The organism is Streptosporangium roseum DSM 43021 (assembly GCF_000024865.1).
GTDB classification, from domain to species: Bacteria; Actinomycetota; Actinomycetes; order Streptosporangiales; family Streptosporangiaceae; genus Streptosporangium; species Streptosporangium roseum.
The window spans coordinates 1331566-1350215 of the sequence record NC_013595.1 but is presented as its reverse complement, the minus strand read 5'-3'; the positions used below and the strand labels follow the sequence as shown (position 1 = coordinate 1350215).

At 72.3% G+C, this 18650-nt stretch carries 11 protein-coding genes; 7 read left to right on the top strand and 4 right to left on the bottom strand.

The window, feature by feature from the left end:
- The first annotated feature begins 68 nt into the window (after positions 1–68).
- Complete coding sequence (locus tag SROS_RS06255) at positions 69–4655, top strand: type VII secretion EssC family protein (RefSeq protein ID WP_012888045.1); 4587 nt, start codon at positions 69–71, stop codon at positions 4653–4655.
- A gap of 61 nt (positions 4656–4716) precedes the next feature.
- Here the strand turns inward: SROS_RS06255 and SROS_RS06250 are convergent, their stop codons facing one another.
- Positions 4717–4989 carry a WXG100 family type VII secretion target gene (locus tag SROS_RS06250; RefSeq protein ID WP_012888044.1) on the bottom strand — a complete coding sequence of 91 codons (273 nt, stop codon included), beginning with the start codon at positions 4987–4989 and terminating at the stop codon, positions 4717–4719.
- Between the two features lie 172 nt (positions 4990–5161).
- Between SROS_RS06250 and SROS_RS06245 the strand changes: the two genes are divergently transcribed.
- From SROS_RS06245 to SROS_RS06235, 3 genes are all read left to right on the top strand, one after another.
- On the top strand, positions 5162–5884 hold the full coding sequence (locus SROS_RS06245) for an SDR family NAD(P)-dependent oxidoreductase (protein ID WP_012888043.1): 723 nt from the start codon (positions 5162–5164) through the stop codon (positions 5882–5884).
- 98 nt (positions 5885–5982) lie between these two features.
- The gene (locus SROS_RS06240; protein ID WP_012888042.1) at positions 5983–7722 is read left to right on the top strand and encodes an acetyl/propionyl/methylcrotonyl-CoA carboxylase subunit alpha; all 1740 of its coding nucleotides are present in this window, start codon (positions 5983–5985) and stop codon (positions 7720–7722) included.
- A 309-nt stretch (positions 7723–8031) separates the two neighbouring features.
- Positions 8032–9387, top strand: a complete 1356-nt coding sequence (locus SROS_RS06235; RefSeq protein WP_012888040.1) for a hypothetical protein — start codon at positions 8032–8034, stop codon at positions 9385–9387.
- 228 nt (positions 9388–9615) lie between these two features.
- Here SROS_RS06235 and SROS_RS06230 read toward each other — a convergent pair whose 3' ends face one another.
- The 3 genes from SROS_RS06230 to SROS_RS06220 all read right to left on the bottom strand — a co-directional run bounded on the left by SROS_RS06230 (position 9616) and on the right by SROS_RS06220 (position 14820).
- Positions 9616–10620 carry a LacI family DNA-binding transcriptional regulator gene (locus SROS_RS06230; protein ID WP_012888039.1) on the bottom strand — a complete coding sequence of 335 codons (1005 nt, stop codon included), beginning with the start codon at positions 10618–10620 and terminating at the stop codon, positions 9616–9618.
- A gap of 61 nt (positions 10621–10681) precedes the next feature.
- Positions 10682–13453, bottom strand: coding sequence for a glycoside hydrolase family 3 protein (locus SROS_RS06225; RefSeq protein WP_012888038.1), 2772 nt, complete (start codon positions 13451–13453; stop codon positions 10682–10684).
- Positions 13454–13614: 161 nt separating this feature from the next.
- Positions 13615–14820 (bottom strand): ROK family transcriptional regulator, encoded by a 1206-nt coding sequence (locus SROS_RS06220; RefSeq protein WP_012888037.1) that lies wholly within the window; start codon positions 14818–14820, stop codon positions 13615–13617.
- Positions 14821–15032: 212 nt separating this feature from the next.
- Here SROS_RS06220 and SROS_RS06215 point away from each other — a divergent pair, with 212 nt between their 5' ends.
- The 3 genes from SROS_RS06215 to SROS_RS06205 are packed head-to-tail and all read left to right on the top strand — an operon-like array spanning position 15033 to position 18638.
- Complete coding sequence (locus SROS_RS06215; protein WP_012888036.1) at positions 15033–16727, top strand: extracellular solute-binding protein; 1695 nt, start codon at positions 15033–15035, stop codon at positions 16725–16727.
- Positions 16728–16734: 7 nt separating this feature from the next.
- Positions 16735–17742 carry an ABC transporter permease gene (locus SROS_RS06210; protein WP_148268968.1) on the top strand — a complete coding sequence of 336 codons (1008 nt, stop codon included), beginning with the start codon at positions 16735–16737 and terminating at the stop codon, positions 17740–17742.
- The gene (locus tag SROS_RS06205) at positions 17739–18638 is read left to right on the top strand and encodes a carbohydrate ABC transporter permease (protein WP_012888034.1); all 900 of its coding nucleotides are present in this window, start codon (positions 17739–17741) and stop codon (positions 18636–18638) included. The genes SROS_RS06210 and SROS_RS06205 overlap by 4 nt, the downstream gene beginning before the upstream one ends.
- Positions 18639–18650 lie beyond the last annotated feature (12 nt).

Genomic DNA, 18650 nt, shown 5'->3' with positions numbered 1-18650 from the left:
CAAACAGCTCCTCCCGGGCCGTCGCCACTCTGTACCTTGGACCGGGGGCCGACCCGAGGAGAGCGGCGATGCGGATCATGCTCACCGTGCTCAGCGAGCACGCCGACCGCGATGTCGTGGTCGAGGGCGACGAGACGACCACGGTGGCCCGGCTCGCCGAGTCGCTGGCCGGGCAGGGCGGCGAGCGTCCGACCAACGTGGTGCGGCTGACACGCAGCAAGGCCCCCTACGGGCTGGACCACGACTCCCCCGGCGCCGAGCCCCCGACGCTCTGGCGGGACGGCCGGCCCCTCGACCCCGGCGCCCCCGCGCTCGGCCTGCTCCGCGACGGCGACCTCGTGACCCTCGACCGCGATCTGGCCGGGGCGACGGTGGCCGAGGAGCCCGGCGGCATCGTGGAGGTCCGGGTGATCGGCGGGCCCGCCGCCGGGTCCGTGCACCGTCTCGGCCTGGGCGTCCACATCGTCGGGTCCGCCCCCGCCTGCGCGGTGGCCGTCGCCGACCCCGGGCTGTCCGCCGAGGCCGCCGTGGTCAGGCTCACCCCCGACGCCATCACCGTGGAGCCCGGGGCCGGAGCCGTCGCGCTGCTGGACCACGAGCCCCTCGACGGCGCGGCGCCGTGGCCCGAGCACGCCCTGCTGATCTGCGGCTCGACCGTGCTGACCCTCAAGGCGGTGGAGCCTCCCGACGCGCACCTGGACGCCCAGCCCGACGGGGGCCTCGCCTACAACCGTCCGCCCCGGCTCCGTCCCCGGACCGGCGAGCGGCGGTTCGAGGTCCCGGCGGAGCCGAAACGCGCCGAGACCATGCGGCTGCAGCTGCTGACCGCCTTCCTGCCCGCCGGGCTGGGACTGGCCATGGCCTGGGCGTTCAAGACGTGGTATTTCCTGCTGTTCGCGCTGATGACCCCGCTGATCATGATCGGTCAGTGGTGGAGCGACCGGCGGCACGGCCGCAAGAAGTACCGCCAGCAGGTCAAGCAGTACAAGGAGCGGATGAAGGCCTTCGAGGCCGCCGTGGAGGAGGCCCGCGCCGCCGACGAGGCCGAGCGCCGGGCCGCCGCGCCCGACCCCGCCGAGGTGCTGCTCACCGCGACCGGCCCCCGGCGGCGGCTCTGGGAGCGCCGCGACCACGACCCCGACGCGCTCCGCCTCCGGGTCGGCCTCGCCGACCTCCCCGCCGCTCTGGAATTCGCCGCCGAGCGCTCCGCCCCGCTCGACTCCCCGCTGCCCGCCCCTCCCACCTGCCACGCGGTGCCGGTGGCGCTGGTCATGCGCCGCCTGGGCGTCGCCGGTCTGACCGGGCCGCGGCGGCCCGCGGCCGGGCTGGCCCGCTGGCTGGTCGGTCAGGCCGCCGCCCTGCACAGCCCGCGTGACCTGGCGATCGTGGTGCTCTCCGCGCACGGCGACGGGGGCGAGCGATGGAACTGGGTCCGCTGGCTGCCGCACTGCGCCCCGCACGGCGGCGAGGACTGCGTGGCGCTGGTCGGCGCCGACCCGGAGGCCGCGGCCCGCCGGGTGAGCGAGCTGACCACGCTGATCGACGAGCGTCTCGGCGAGGAGGAGAGCCCGTCGGTCAAGCTCGGCCGCGTCCCGGCCGGCTGGGGCGACCTCGGCGGCGGCCCGGGGACGCCGGAGGCCGCCCCGGTCTACGACGAGCGCCCCTACGACGTGCTGGTCGTCCTGGACGGCGCCCAGGTCCTGCGCGCGCTGCCCGGCATGCCGCAGGTGCTCCGCCAGGGCCCCCGGGCCGGTGTCTACACCCTGGCCATCGACGACGACCAGCGGCTGCTGCCCGAGGAGTGCGCCACCGTCGCCGCCGTGACGGCGGACGGCCTGGTACGGCTGCGCGGCGGCGGCCTGGACGACCTCGGCGACATCCTGGCCGACCAGGTCTCGGCCTCCTGGTGCGACCGGCTCGCCCGTTCCCTGGCCCCGATCCGCGACGTCAGCCGCGACGACGCGAGCCTGGCGCTGCCCGGCTCCGCGCGGCTGCTGGACCTGCTGGCACTGCCCTCGGTGTCGGGCACGGCTCTGGCCGGCCGCTGGGGCCGGAGCACCGAGGCCGTGATCGGGGTCGGCCCCGACGGGCCGTTCTCCGTCGACCTGCGCGTGGACGGCCCGCACGCGCTCATCGCGGGCACCACGGGCGCGGGCAAGTCCGAGCTGCTGCAGACCCTGATCTGCTCGCTCGCGGTGGCCAACCGGCCCGACGAGATGACGTTCGTGCTGATCGACTACAAGGGCGGGGCCGCCTTCAAGGAGTGCGTACGGCTCCCGCACACGGTCGGCATGGTCAGCGACCTGGACGGCCACCTGACCCAGCGGGCCCTGGCGTCCCTGGCCGCCGAGATCCGCCGCCGGGAACGGCTGCTGCTGGCCGCCGGGGCGAAGGACATCGAGGACTACCACGAGCTCCGCGACGCGCAGACGGCCCGCGCCTCCCGCGACCTGCTCGTCGCCGGCGGCAGGACGCCGGCCAGGCCGCTGCGCGGGCGCACCGGCCCGCCGGCCGCGCTGCCCCGGCTCGTGCTGGTCATCGACGAGTTCGCGGCCATGGTCAGCGAGCTGCCCGACTTCATGACCGGGCTGGTCGACATCGCCAGGCGGGGCCGGTCGCTCGGCATCCACCTCATCCTGGCCACCCAGCGGCCCGGCGGCGTGGTCACCGCCGACATCCAGGCGAACACCTCGCTGCGGATCGCGCTACGGGTCACGGAGGCCTCCGAGTCCGCCGACGTCATCGACCGGGCGGACGCCGCGCACATCCCCAAGTCCGTCCCGGGCCGCTGCTACGTCAAGTCGGGCGCGGGCGCGGCGACGGCCGTGCAGACGGCCAGGATCGGCGGCCGGAGCCCCGGCGGCTCCGCCGAGGTGAGGGCACGGGTGACGGAGGTCGGCTGGCAGGCCCTGGGGCAGCCCCTGTCCGCGCCCGAGGCGGCCGTCGAGGGCTCACCGGTCACCGACCTGTCCATACTCGCCGACGCCCTGGTCGACGCCGCCCGCGTCGCGGGAGTGCCGCAGCAGCCCAGCCCCTGGCTCGCACCGCTCGGCGACCTCGTGGTCGCCCCCGGGCTGTCCGACCTCCCCGGCGGCGCGGCGCCGTACCGGGCCGGGATCGAGGAGGTGCCGCCGCTGGTGTTCGGGGTGACGGACCTGCCGTGGGCGCAGGACCGACGGGCGCTGGCGCTGGACCTCGCGCACGGGGGGCACCTGCTGCTGGCGGGCGCCTCGCGGAGCGGGCGCTCCACCGCGCTGCGCACCCTGGCGGGGGCGATCGCGGCGGGGGCCTCCCCGCAGGACGTGCACGTGCACGCGATCGACTGCGGTTCGGGGGCGCTGCTGCCGCTGATGGCGATGCCGCACTGCGGGGCGGTGGTGACCCGCGACCAGCTCGACCGGGTGGAGCGGCTGCTCACCCGCCTGCGCGCGGAGGTCGGGCGGCGCCAGCAGCTTCTCGCCGAGGCCGGATACGCGTCGCTGGCCGAGCTGCGCGCCGTCGCCGGAACGGAGCGGCTGCCCTGGCTGGTGCTGATGCTCGACCGCTGGGAGGGGTTCGTCGCCGCGTTCGAGGGCTACGACTACGGGCGGCTGGTCGAGTCGGTGATGCAGCTGCTCCGGGAGGGCCCGGCGGTCGGGCTGCGCGTCGTGGTGACCGGCGACCGGTCGGCGCTGATCGGGCAGATCTCCACGGTCTTCGACGACCGGCTGATCCTGCGGCTGGCCGACCCGGCCGACTACGGCCTGGCCGGGCTGCCCGTCAAGGACCTGCCGGCCACGCTCGTCCCCGGCCGCGCCCTGGCCACCGGCGAGCACGGCATCGCGGAGAGCCAGATCGCCCTGCTCTGCGACGACCCCTCCGGACCGGCCCAGGTCGGCGCGTTGCAGGCGCTGGCCCGCGCGGTGCCCGCCCGCTTCGCCGGCACCGCGGCGCAGCCGGAGCCCGGCGGGTGGCGCTGGGACTGCGAGCCGCCCCTGCGGGTGGACGCGCTGCCCATGCGGATCACCGCGGCGCAGGTCCTGGATCTGGCGCCGTCCTTCGATCCCCCCTCACCCCTGTGGGCGCTGCTCGGCGCCGGAGGCGACTCGCTGGCCCCGCTCGGCGTCGACCTGCTCGCCCACGGGCCCGGCGCGGTCGTCGCGGGCCCGTCCAGGTCCGGCCGCTCCTCGGCCCTGCTGACCGCCGCCCGGTCCCTGCTGGCGCGGGGCACGCCGGTGGCCCTGGTCACCCCCCGGCGCAGCCCGCTCAGCACTCTGGTGGACGCTCCGGGGGTGCTGGGCGTGCTCGGCGCGGACGGCGATCTGACCGAGGCCGTGGCGGGGCAGGAGCGCTATGTGGTGATCGTCGACGACGCCGAGCTGATCTCCGCCGACAGCCCGCTCGGCGCCGCCCTGGAGCAGGTCCTGCGGACCGGCCGCGACGGCGAGCACGGCCTGATCGCCGGCGGCACCACCGGCGACCTGACGACCGCCTACCGCGGCTTCGTCGCCGAGGCCCGCAAGTCCCGCACGGGACTGCTGCTGTCGGTCCAGAGCCCCGCCGACGGCGACCTCTTCACCATCCGGCTCCCCCGCGGCGCGGTCGGCGGCCCGCCCGGCCGGGGCCTGCTGGTCACCCTGGGGTCGGTGACCCCCGTCCAGGCCGCCGTCACCTGAGGAATCTCCCCATGAAGAAACGCCCCGGCCCGTGGTGGGCGGGGGCGTTCCGGCGGTCCGGCTAACGCGTGGCGGACTCGATGTTGCCGCGGTAGGTGTTGATGACCCGGGAAGCCTCCGCGAGTTCCTCGGACATACGCTGGAAGGCCGCGCGGTAGTTCTGCCAGGCCTCGGTGAAACGCTGGGCTCCGGGGCCGGTCCAGGCGGTGCCGACCTTGCCGGCCTCCCGGTCGAGGGCTGCCATCGTGGCCCTCACCTGGTCCGCCTGCTGGGTGAACTGGGTGGCCATCTGCTGCATTTCCGCGGGATTGCCGCCGAGCAAGTTCTGGCTCATGCCAGTCTCCTTCGGGATCGGTGTCGGGGGGCTCACCAAACGAAATCACGATAGGCGAGTGGATCACAGTGATACCGGCATTATGCCGAGCGGCTATGGACCTTCCCGGGCACTCGGACGAGCTAACGTTCCTTTCCATCTTGATTTTTCGCCGGGTAAGGAGTTAAGGGCGATGCGTGAGATTGTGGTGACGGGCGGGGGCACCGGGATCGGGGCCGCCGTCGCGGCGGCGTTCGCCGCTCACGGGGACCGGGTTACCATCACCGGGCGGCGGGAGCAGGTGCTCAAGGAGACCGCCGACAGGCTGGGCGTGTCCCACGTGGCGTTCAACGCGGCCAACCCGGTCGCGGTGGGCGAGGCCCTGGAGCGGCTGCCGGACCGGGTGGACGTGCTGGTCAACAACGCGGGCGGCAACACCAACCTGGACCGCGCACCGGACGGCGACGACCTGATGGACGTGGCCGAGAGCTGGTGGGCCAACCTCAACGCCAACCTGATGTCGGCCGTGCTGGTCACGAGCGCGCTGACCCCCCGGCTGGCCGACGGCGGCCGGATCGTCACGATCGGCTCGATCGCGGCCCGGGGCACCGGCTCCGGCTCGTACGGCGCCGCCAAGGCCGCGGTGGAGGCGTGGACCGCCGACCTGGCCGCCGAGCTCGGCCCGCGCGGCGTCACCGCCAACGTGGTCTCCCCCGGACTGGTCGTGGACACCGAGTTCTTCCGCGGCCGCCTCACCGAGGAGGGGGTGCGGCGCCGGGTGGAGAGCACCAGGAACGGGCGTCCCGGCACGCCCGACGACGTCGCGGCCACGGTGAGGTTCCTCGCCTCCCCCGAGGCCCGGCACATCACCGGTCAGGTCGTCCATGTGAACGGCGGCGCGTACCTCGGCAGGTAGGACCCACCGGGGCCTTCCGATCAGGAGGCGCTTACACTCCCTTGAAGGCCCGCCAGCCCCCTGTTCGTATTTGTTCTGTACAGAAGGGAACGACGTCGGTGCAGAAGGTCTTGATCGCCAATCGTGGTGAGATCGCCGTGCGGATCGCCCGCGCATGCAAGGACGCCGGGCTGGCCAGCGTCGCCGTCTACGCCGACCAGGACCTCGACGCCCTGCACGTCCGCCTGGCCGACGAAGCCCACGCCCTGACCGGCACCACCCCCGCCGACACCTACCTCGCCATCGACAAACTCCTCACCATCGCCCACACCAGCGGCGCCGACGCCATCCACCCCGGCTACGGCTTCCTCGCCGAAAACGCCACCTTCGCCCAAGCCGTCATCGACGCCGGCCTCACCTGGATCGGCCCACCCCCAGCCGCGATCACCGCCCTCGGCGACAAAGTCGCCGCCCGCCACATCGCCCACCGCGTCGGCGCCCCCCTCGTCGCCGGAACCCCCGACCCCGTCACCAACGCCGACCAAGCCATCGCCTTCGCCCACCAACACGGCCTGCCCATCGCGATCAAAGCCGCCTACGGCGGCGGCGGCCGCGGCCTCAAAGTCGCCCGCACCATCGCCGACATCCCCCACGCCTACGACAGCGCCGTCCGCGAAGCCACCGCCGCCTTCGGCCGCGGCGAATGCTTCGTCGAACGCTACCTCGACCGCCCCCGCCACGTGGAAACCCAATGCCTGGCCGACACCCACGGCCACGTCGTCGTCGTCTCCACCCGCGACTGCTCCCTGCAACGCCGCCACCAAAAACTCGTCGAAGAAGCCCCCGCCCCCTTCCTGACCGCCGAGCAGGAAACGCTGCTGCGTAACAGCTCCAAAGCCATCCTGCGCGAAGCCGGCTACACCGGCGCCGGCACCTGCGAATTCCTCATCGGCCAAGACGGCACCGTCTCCTTCCTCGAAGTCAACACCCGCCTACAGGTCGAACACCCCGTCACCGAAGAAGTCACCGGCATCGACCTGGTCGCCGAGATGCTCCGCATCGCCGACGGCCACCCCCTCGGCTACGACGACCCCCCACTACGCGGCCACGCCATCGAATTCCGCATCAACGCCGAAGACGCCGGCCGCGACTTCCTGCCCGCCCCCGGCACCATCACCGCGATGCGCACCCCCGCCGGCCCCGGCATCCGCCTGGACGCCGGCTACGAAGCCGGCATGACCGTCCCCGGCGCCTTCGACTCCCTCATCGCCAAACTCATCGTCACCGGCGCCACCCGCCACCAAGCCCTGCGCCGCGCCCGCCGCGCCCTGGCCGAGTTCACCATCGACGGCATGCCCACCGTGCTGGACTTCCACCGCGCCATCGTCGAAGAGCAAGCCTTCACCGCCGAACCCTTCACCATCCACACCCGATGGATCGAAACCGAGTTCACCACCCCCATCGCCCCCTACGACGGCCCCACCGAAACCACCGAACCGACCGGCCGCGAACGCCTCACCGTCGAAGTCGGCGGCAAACGCCTGGAAGTGGTCCTGCCCGCCGGCTTCGCCACCCCCACCCCCACCACCGGCGGGCGGAGCCCACGCCGAACCGCACCGGGTAAGAAGACCGCCACCGGCGGCGACAGCCTGATCAGCCCGATGCAGGGCACGATCGTGAAAGTCGTGGCCGCCGACGGCGACACCGTCACCGCGGGCGATGTGATCGTGGTGCTGGAGGCGATGAAGATGGAACAACCCCTGACCGCCCACCAGAGCGGCACCGTGACGAACCTGACCGCCTCGGCCGGGCAGAGCGTCACCGCCGGCGCGCTCATCTGCGACATCAAAAACACCTGACCAGCCCGGAGGGAACCTCCCCACCCGGCAGCCCCGGGGCGGACAGCCATGCCCCGGGCAGGCCGGACTCGGCAGCCGCCCCCGAACCTCCCGGAGCCGACGGCCGCCCCCGGACAGGCCGGCGCCGGACCGCCCCGGCGCGACGCCACCGGCCTGCCCGCCCGCGCGGAGCCGGCCGGATGCCGGAACGGCACGATCGACCCGATGGCGATCTCGCTGCGACACCTCGCCCGGGAGGGGATACGGTCAAGAGGTAGGGAACTCTGACGTCCACTCATTCGTCTTTCAGGACGAAGGAGGCTTTCTGCCGTGATCACCACAAAATCCGCGCCAGGTCGTTTCGGTGCCGCGATCGTCGCGCTACTCGCCGGGCTGCTGGCCATCTTCATGATCGCGCCGGCGGCGAACGCCGCGGCGCCCGATCCCAGCACGATCTCCGCCGGATTGAAGGACGGAGATCACTTCTACGTCGACCCTGCGGCGGGGATGCCCGCCAACGCCGTCGACGCCATCCGCAGCGCCGTCGAGCAGACCTCCTCGGTCTACGTGGGCCTGCTGCCCGAGGGCTCGGTCACCAGCCAGTCGCAGGCGCGGACCCTGCTGACCTCGATCCGCAAGGACGTCGGCGGCAAGTCCACCGTCCTGCTGATGAGCGGCAAGACCCCGTTCGGCACCAGCACCATCAAGGGTGTCGACGTGGACGAGCTCCTGGGCCGCGCCAAGACCGCCACCAGCCCGACGGACAACGTGATCAACTTCGTCAAGCTGGCGGATGACGCGGCGACCGGTGCCGGTGTCGGCGCCAGCCCCAAGTCCAGCTCCTCCGGCGGTTCCAGCCTGGGCGTGCTGGTCGGCATCCTGGTGCTGGCCCTGGCCGGTGGCGCGGGCATCTTCTTCTACTCCCGCAAGAAGAAGCAGCAACGCGAGGCCCGCGAGGCCGCCGAGCTGGCCGCGGTCAAGCAGACCGTGGACGAGGACGTCACCAAGTTCGGCGAGGAGATCACCGACCTCGACACCGACGTCAAGCTGCTCGGCGACGGCGCCGACCACCAGCAGGACTGGCAGCGCGCCCTCGACTCCTACGAGCGGGCCAAGCTGGAGCTCGCGGCGGTCAGCCGTCCCGACGAGCTCCGCGGCGTGACCACCGCGCTGGAGGAGGGCCGCTACGCCCTCGCCTGCGTGAAGGCGCGTGTGAACAACCAGCCGGTCCCCGAGCGGCGCTCGCCCTGCTTCTTCAACCCGCAGCACGGCCCTTCGTTCCGTGACGTCCGCTGGGCGCCGCCCGGTGGCGCGGTGCGCGAGGTGCCCGCCTGCGCGGCCGACGCCGAGGCGATCGAGCGCGGCTTCGAGCCGCAGACCCGTGAGGTCATGGTCAACGGCCAGCGCCGCCCCTACTACGACGCGGGCCCGGCCTACCAGCCCTACGCCTACGGCTACTACGGGGGCTTCGGCGACGTCATGACCGGAATGCTCGTCGGCACGATGCTCGGCAGCATGATGGGCGGCGGCTTCGGCATGGGCGGCTACGGCGCCGGCTACGCGGACGGCGCGGCCGAGAGCGGTGGTGACTTCGGCGGCGGCGGCGACTTCGGCGGCGGAGGCTGGGGTGACTTCGGTGGCGGAGGCGACTTCGGCGGTGGTGACTTCGGCGGCGGCGACTGGTAGTCACCGCTGACAGCCGAGACGGGCGCGTTCCCCCAGGAGGGGAGCGCGCCCGTCGTCATGTGAGGCCCCACCCGGGTGCCTTCCCGTACGGCCGGGCGGAGGCCAGGCACGGCGCGGGGGCCGGGTCCCCGGTCGGGCGGCGTCTCGGCACAGCCGGGAGACCGGACTCCGCCCGGGTACCTTCCCGTACGGCCGGGCGGAGGCCCGGCGCGGGGGCCGGTTCCCCGGTCAGGTGCTGTCGCGGACGGTCAGCCGGGGCTCCAGCAGGGTGCCGTCCGGTACGGCGCGGCCCGCGAGCTTGTCCATGAGCAGCCGCACCGCCTGGCGGCCGACCTCCTCGGCCGGGATCAGCACCGAGGTGAGCGGCGGGCTGGAGCGTTCCGCGATGTCGTCGGGGCAGATCGCCACCACCGCGACCTCGCCGGGCACCCGCCTGCCGTACTGGCGCAGCGCCCCGAGCACGTGGTTGACCGCGGCCTCGTTGTGCACGACCAGCCCGGACAGGCCGGGCCGCGTCTCCAGCAGTTCCCCCACCGCGGCGGACACCTGGTCGAAGGTGTCCTCGCACGGCAGGGCCACCCCGGTCAGGCCGTGCTCGGCCACCGCCTCGGTGAATCCCTCCCGGGTGCGGCGGGCGAAGCCCGTGCCCCGCTCGTAGACCACCGCGGGGGCGCCCAGCAGGGCGATCTCCCGGTGCCCGCGATCGGCCAGGTGCTCCACGCAGAGCGCGCCCGCCCGGCCGAAGTCCAGGTCCACGCAGGTCAGGCCGGCCGTGTCGGCGGGGAAGCCGATCAGCACGCTCGGCTCGGCGAGCTGCCTGAGCAGCGGCACCCTGCTGTCGTTCAGTTCCACGTCCATCAGCACCAGGCCGTCCACCAGCGCGCTCCCCGCCGCCCTGCGGAGCCCGTCGGCCCCCTCGTCGGCGGTCAGCAGCAGCACGTCGTGGTCGTACTGCCGCGCGGCGGTGACCACCGACGTGGCGAACTGCATCAGCACCGGGACGTGCATCCCGGCCCGCAGCGGCAGCACCAGCGCGATGACGTTGGACCGCTTGCTGGCCAGCGCCCTCGCCCCGGCATTGGGGTGGTATCCCAGGACGCGCACGCTGTCGAGCACCCGCCGCCGGGTGTCGGCCGAGATCGCCCGCTTCCCGCTGAGCACGTAGGAGACCGTGCTCACCGCCACCCCCGCGTGCCTGGCGACCTCGGTGATCGTCACTGCCCGGCCGGTCACGCGATCCCCCCGCCCGGCGGTCCGGAGCCCGCGGACACCCCGCACCCGTCGGCCCACCCGTTCACGCGACGCCCTCGAAGGCGAGGGTGGCCAGGGTGATTCCCGCATTCTCGAACACCACATAAAGATCGTGGACTCCACCGGCCTCCGCAAGCCCGGCACGGACCTCGGCGAGGTCGTGGCGGCCGGCCCGGGGGACGGGAAGGGCGCCGACGACCGGGCCGTAGAGGGGGTCGTCCAGCCGCAAGGTGATCACGCCGCCTTCCGTGCCGGCCGCACGGACCGCGCAGGAGGCCGCTCCGGTCCCGAGGTCGACCGAGCGGAACAGGATCCACCCGCCCTCGGCGGTGGACCGTACGGCGTCGCCGGAGACCTTGGCCGCGTCCACGAACGTCACCGCGTCGTACTCGTCGTGGTCCACCGCGGAGATCGGACCCGCCAGGGCGGCGCGGGGCGGGATGTGCTCGCCGTCGACGTGGAAGGCGGCGCACAGGCGGATGTCGCCGGCGGAGCGGCCGATCATGATCTTGTGGGGCGCGTCCTCGACGACGGGCCGGCCCCTCGTCACGTCCCAGAAGGCCAGGTCGCGGATGTCGAGGACCGAGGTGATCGTGCCGCTCTCCCCCGGCGCGAGCCGTACCTTGGCGAAGCCGCGCAGGCGGCGCAGCGGCTGCTTGACCCGTGAGCGCTGCTGGTGGGTGTAGATCTGGGCGACCTCGACCCCGGGGCGGGACCCGGTGTTGGTGACGGTGGCCGAGACGGTGACCGTGCCGTCCGCCACCGCGACGGTCAGGCCGGTGTAGTCGAAGCCGGTGTAGCTGAGACCGTGGCCGAAGGGGTAGAGCGGGGTGCCCCGGTAGTACTGGTAGGTCGCGTCGGCGGCGATGATGTCGTAGTCGAGCAGGTCGGGCAGCTCGGACGCCGAGCGGTACCACGTCTGGGTGAGGCGCCCCTCGGGGTCGGCGTCGCCGAACAGCACCTCGGCCAGCGCGTGGCCGTACTCCTGGCCGCCGTGCGAGGACCACAGCACCGCGGGCAGGTCCTCGTCGGCCCAGGTCACCGGGTAGCCGCTGCTGATCACCATGACGGTCCGCGGGTTGGCCGCGCGCACGGCCCGGACCACGGCCTCCTGGGCGGCGGGCAGCGCCAGGTCGAGCCGGTCCTCGGTCTCCCTGCCGTTGACCAGCGGATGGTCGCCGACCACCACCACGGCCACGTCCGCCGTCGCGGCGAGGGCGGCGGCCGCCTCCGCTCCGCTGACGACGAGCTCCATGGTCAGCCAGACCGCCGCGTCGGCGTCGTCGACCAGCCGGAACACCTCGCCGTCCAGCGCGACGTAGCGGCCGGTGGAGATGTGCCTGAGGGCCAGCGCCCCGCGCGGCCGGTCCTCCATCCTGAAGGTCTGGCGCACCTCCCAGCCGTTGGGTCCCGGCTGGTCGTTGACCAGCAGGCCGTCGTCGTCCACCGACAGGTGGCGCCCGGTCGCCACGGCCCGCAGCGCGTACGACCCGCCGCCCCAGTCGAAGAGGTCGAAGCGGTCGGCCTCCGTCCCCAGCCGGAGCGCCCCGCCGTCCAGGCCGGCGACGACGGGGGCGCCGTCGACCGCCAGCGTGACCCGGTCCACGGCCTCGCAGAACACGGTCTCGCACCGCTCGGCCAGCCCGGCGCGGGCCGTGACGGCGTACGGGAGCGTCCCGGAGTACCAGTCCTCCATCAGCGTGTCGCCGAGCTGACCGATGACCGCGATCCTGCCGGCCGAGGTCAGCGGGAGGATGCCGTCGTTGCGCAGGAGCACGATCGAGCGCCGGGCGGCCTCGCGGGCCAGCGCCTGGTGCTCGGGGCAGTTGACGACCTCCTCGGTGATGTCGTCGTACGGCGTGGCGGGGTCGAACTCGCCGAGCCGGAAGCGGATCGACAGCGCGTGCCGTACCGCCACGTCGACGTCCGCCTCGGTGAGCAGGCCGCGCTCCAGCGCCTCCCGGATGTGCCCGAGGGTGGCCTCGGCCCGGTCGTCGTCCTGGGTGAAGCTGTCGAGCCCGGCCTTGATCGCGTGGGCGTAGGCCTCGGGGAGATCGTCGTGGTAGGCCTGCAGGCCGGTGAGGTTGCCGGGCGCGTAGGCGTCGCTGACCACCAGGAGGTCGTCGGAGGCCCAGACGCGCAGCACCTCGTTGATCAGCGGGCTGAGGTGCGCGGGACGGCCGTTGACCAGGTTGTAGGAGGGCATCACGGCGACCGCGGCGCCGTGCTCCAGGGCGGGCCGGTAGGCGGGCAGTTCGTACTCGTGCAGCACCCGGGGCGGCAGGTTGCTGGAGGTGACGCAGCGGTCGGTCTCGTTGTTGTAGCCGAGGAAGTGCTTGAGGGTGGGGGCGGTCTTGAGCAGTGTGGGATCGCTCCCACGAAGGCCGGAGGCGTACGCCGTGGCCATGACCCCGGTCAGCCACGGATCCTCGGAGTAGCCCTCCTCGTTGCGGCCCCAGCGCGGGTCCCTGAGGGGGTTGACCACCGGGGCCCACACGTTGCGCCCGGCCCCGGCCGGATCCTTGTGGTGGAAGGCCAGGACCTCGTCGCTCGTCGCCTCGCCGACCCGCCTGACCAGCTCGGGGTCCCAGGTGCTGGCCAGCCCGACCGCCTGCGGGAAGACCGTCGCCGGCCCCAGCCAGGCCAGGCCGTGCAGGGCCTCGGTGCCGGTGCGGAAGGCGCCCAGGCCGAGCCGCTCGACCGGAGCGTGGTACTGGTGCAGCAGGCCGAGCTTCTCCGGCAAGGTCAGTCTGCTTTGAAGGTCGGCGATGCGCCGGGCGAGTGGGAGCTCCGGGTCACGGAACGGCTGGTTCATGGGGGGACCATCCCTCTGAGAGCGTCGAAGCGCTTCGATATGGGGCCAGGGGAACGCGCCCCTGTCGAAGCGCTTCGATATTCGGTCCGGGAAAACTCCGTTCGTTACACGCGTGTTTCGAACGGAGCTTCCCTGAAGGGTGCACGCCTGTGCGGCTCAGGTCAAGAGATGCGCGGCAAACGGCCCGAATCCACCGAGTCGAGCACCCGCGCGGCGCCGCCCAGCGCCGCCGCGCCGTACCCCAGCGTGGAGGCCACGACCTGGCATCCTCCGGCGTCCGGCGCGATCGTGCGCCCCCGCAGCTCGGCCTCCACCGCGGGGAGCAGCCAGGGTGCGAGCGGCACGTAGTAGCCGCCCAGGATGACCACCTCGGGGTTGAGCAGGTTGGCGATCACCGCCACCCCCTTGCCCAGGTTGTGCCCCACGGTGGCGAGGACGGCGAGGATGCGGGGGTCGGCCGCGCGGGCCAGCCGCACCACCTCGTCCAGCTCGATCTCCACCTCCGCCGGCGAGAGGGCGGCGTGCTCCAGGACGGCGCCGATCCCCGCGACGGCCTCCAGGCAGCCCAGGCGGCCGCAGCGGCACTCGGCGCCGAGCGGATCGAGCTGGATGTGCCCGATCTCGCCGCCGTACCCCTGGCCGCCGCGGCGCAGGCGCCCGTCGAGGACGACCCCGGCGCCCACGCCGATCTCACCGGTGAGGTAGACCAGGTTGGCCGTCCCCGCCCGGGGGCCGAAGCGGTGCTCGGCCAGGGCCGCGAGGTTGGCGTCGTTGTCCACCTGCACGGGGAAGCCCGGGTCGCGGAGGGCCTTGGTGAGGTCGCCGCACAGGTCGGCGTCGCGCCAGCCGAGGTTGGGCGCGATGCGCACGGTGCCGTCGGTGCCGACCAGGCCGGGCACGCCCACGGCCAGGCCGAGGACCTGACGCTCCTCCTTGGCCATCCGGTTCACCACGCGGCGGACGATCGCCGCGACGGTGGCCACGGCCTGGGCGGCCGTGATGGTCGCGCCGGAGAAGGACCGCCGCCACGACAGCAGCCTCTCCCCCGACAGGTCCACCGCGACGGCGGTGACGTAGTCGACGTTCACCTCGACGCCGATCGCGGCGTACGGCGAGCCGTCGAGCACGAGCATCGTCGCCGGACGGCCGACCCGGTTCTCGGTCAGCCCCGTCTCCCTGACCAGGCGGCGGTCGATCAGGTCGGCGACCAGGCTCGACACCGTCGCCTTGTTGAGGCCGGTGGAGGCCGCGATGTCCGCCCGCGAGCAGGGTGCGTGCTCGCGCACGAACCTCAGCACGACGGCGAGGTTGGTGGCCCGGACGTCGGCGAAGTCCGCCGGCTGCGGGTCCGTCGTAGATGTGATCAAGGTCAGTCCCGTTCCCGCGCGGCCAGGCTGGCCCCATCATGCCCCATCGTTCACCAATCTGTGACCACTGCTCGCCGGTCCGCGATCGGCGGTCCCTTGTGGCGAAGGTCACCCTGGTCTAATTTGTTTGGCTAACAGACTAACTAATTCTACCTCGGGCCACCCTCCACCGACACCCCCGATCCGACCAGAACCAACGAAGGGAGCGCGCCGTGACACCTCTCCCCCAAGGCGCGATGACCAGCCGCCGCGGATTCCTCGGCCTGGTGGGGCTCAGCGCCGCGGCGGTCGCCGGCGGCGGCCTGCTCGGCGGGTGCTCCGCCCCGAGCAGCCCCAGACCCGGCAGTGGAGGCGCCACCGCCGCCGCCGCGGACAAGCTGACGTCCCTCACCCCCACCTACGCCGCCTTCCCGGGCGTCAAGCCGGACCTGCCGGGCACCGTCTCCACACTGCCCGGGGTGCCCGACGTCAGCGGCGGCTTCACCTCCTACCCCGCCGCACCGGCCGCCGCCCTGCCCCGGAAGGCGGGCAGGGGCGGCACCTACAAGGCCATGACGCCGCTGTGGGGCCCGCCTCCGCCCGGCCTGGCGGACAACTCCTACTTCCAGGCCGTCAACGCCGACATCGGCGCGACCGTGGAGTTCCAGATCACCGACGGCACCGTCTACGGCGACAAGACGATCGCCCGGCTGGCCGCCGGGGACGTCCCGGACATCATGGTCATCCCGAGCTGGGAGATCGACAAGATGGCGGACTTCAACACCGCCGTCGACAAGGCCTTCGAGGACCTCACCCCCTACCTGCAAGGCGACAAGGTCAAGCCGTACCCGCTGCTGGCCAACCTGCCGACCGCCGCCTGGCAGTGGTCGGTCTGGAACGACAAGCTGATGGCGGTGCCGTTCCCCACCGAGCCCTACCCCTTCGGGCTGCTCTACCGCAAGGACCTGTTCGACAAGAACGGCTGGAACGCCAACCCCAAGAGCGCCGACGAGCTCTACCAGCTCGGCAAGGAGATCACCGACCCGAAGGCGAAGCGCTGGGCGTTCGGCAGCATCCACGAGATGATGTGGCCGACCTTCCGCGTCCCGCAGGACTGGCGCTACGAGAGCGGCAAGCTCGTCCACAAGTACGAGACGCCCGAGTTCGAGCAGATGCTCGCGTTCATGCAGAAGGTCTTCAAAGAGGGGCTCGTCCACCCGAACGTCACCAGCAGCAAGGGCGCCAACGAGAAGGACCTGATCGGGGCCGGGCAGATCCTCGTCTACCGGGACGGGCTCGGCGGCTGGAAGGAGCTCCTGCAGCAGCACCGGGGCAAGAACCCCGACTTCGCCATCGGCGTCTTCCCGGTCTTCGCCCACGACGGCGGCAAGCCACTGATGTACCACGGCACCGCGGCGGGCATCTTCACCTTCGTCAAGAAGGGGCTGCCCAAGGAGAAGGTCGAGGAGATCCTCTCCATCCTCAACTGGACCGCGGCGCCGTTCGGGACCAAGGAGTACGAGCTCGCCACCTTCGGCGTGGAGGGCAAGCACTTCACCCGGGGCGGAAACGGCATCCCGGAGCCGACCGACCTCGGCCGCAAGGAGGTCGCCTACACCTACGGCTTCCTCGGCGGGCGCCCGCTCTACGTGGACTGGTCCTATCCGGACGCGGTCAAGCTCAACCTGGAGTGGCAGAACGCCACCTTCCCCTTCATCGAGAAGGCCCCGTTCGACGGGATCCGGATCCAGCGGCCGTCGAAGTACTCCGGCCTGCAGATCCCCACCGAGGACAAGTTCACCGACATCATGCGCGGCCGGCGCCCCATCGGCGACGTCAAGCAGATCGTCACCGAGTGGCGGCGGGACGGCGGCGACGAGGCCCGGGACTTCTACATGAAGGTCCTGCGGGACAACGGCCGTGCTTAGGGACTCCGTGAACACCGGACCGGCGGGTGACCTGACCTCACCCGCCGGCGCCGGCACCACCAAGGATGGCGGCAAGGCGGCGGTGCGGACAAGCAGAGCCCGCCGCGGTCCTCTCCGGACCCGGCTGAGGCGTGACTGGCAACTGCTGCTGATGGCGCTGCCCGCCGTCGGCCTGCTGATCGTGTTCCACTACGTTCCGCTGCTCGGCAACGTCATCGCCTTCCAGGACTACTCGCCCTACGTGGGCATCGCCGACAGCCCCTGGGCCGGTCTGTCCAACTTCCACTGGCTGCTGTTCGACGAGAGCATGTGGGACGCGACGCTCAACACCCTGTCGATCACCACCTTCCAGCTGATCTTCTACTTCCCCGTGCCGATCATGCTGGCCGTCCTCCTCGACAGCGTGGTACGGCCCCGCCTGCGCCTGTTCATCCAGGGCATCGTCTACCTGCCGCACTTCTTCTCGTGGGTGCTGGTCGTCACGCTGTTCCAGCAGATGTTCGGCGGCGCCGGCCTGCTCTCACAGACGCTGCGGGAGCACGGGTACGACGGCTTCGACCTGATGACCAATCCGGACACCTTCATCGCGCTGGTGACCGCCGAGACGATCTGGAAGGACGCCGGCTGGGGGACGATCATCTTCCTGGCCGCGCTGGCGGCCATCAACCAGAACCTCTACGAGGCGGCGGCGGTGGACGGCGCCTCGCGCTGGCGGCGGCTGTGGCACATCACGCTGCCCGGCCTGCGCCCGGTGATCATCCTGCTGCTGATCCTGCGCCTGGGCGAGGCGCTGAACGTCGGCTTCGAGCAGTTCTTCCTGCAGCGCGACGCGGTCGGCAGGGACGCCGCCGAGGTGCTGGACACCTTCATCTACTGGCGCACGCTGCTGACCGGCGAGTGGAGCTACGGCGCGGCCGCCGGCCTGGTCAAGGGCCTGGTGGGACTGGTCCTGATCCTCATAGCCAACAAGGTCGCCCACAGATTCGGCGAGCAGGGAATCTACAAACGATCATGACGACTTCACCCGCCTGGGCCGAGCGGCCGAGCCGCGTCGGCGGGCTCATCAAAGGCGCCGTCCTCACACTCATCGTGGCGTGCGTCCTGTTTCCGATCTACATGGTCGTGCTGACCAGCCTCTCCACCCAGGAGGCCGTGTCGGAGGCGGGCGGCCTGGTCACCGTGCCCGGCGAACTCTCCCTCGCCGCGTACGCGGAGCTCTTCTCCGGCGGCGTGGTGACCAGGTCGGTCCTGGTCAGCCTCGGCGTGACCGTCGTCGGCACGGCGCTCAGCCTGAGCGTCACGGTGCTGGCCGCCTACGGCCTGTCCCGGCCGGGCTCCCTGATGCACAAGCCGATGCTGTTCCTCATCCTGCTGACGTTCCTGTTCGGCCCGGGGATCATCCCGAACTACCTGCTCGTCAGCTCGCTGGGACTCATCGACACCTACTGGTCGCTGATCCTGCCCGGCGTGGTCACCGCGTTCAACCTGGTGGTCATGCGGGCGTTCTTCATGAACATCCCCGAGGAGATCGGCGACAGCGCGCGGATCGACGGCGCGAGCGAGTTCGGCATCCTGATGAAGATCGTGCTTCCCATGTCGAAGGGCGTCACGGCGGTCATCGGCCTGTTCTACGCGGTCGGCTACTGGAACTCGTTCTTCAACGCCGTCCTCTACCTCAACGACAACGCCAAGTGGCCCCTGCAGGTCGTGCTCCGGCAGTACGTGCTCCAGGGCCAGTCCCTGTTCGTCGGCCAGACCGGCGACTCCACGATCGCCGGCCAGGCCCTGCCCCCCAGCCTCGCCATCCAGATGGCGATCGTGGTCGTCGCGCTGCTCCCGGTGCTGTTCGTCTACCCGTTCGTCCAGCGCCACTTCACCAAGGGCGTCATCATCGGCGCCGTCAAGGGCTGAGCGCTCCGACGG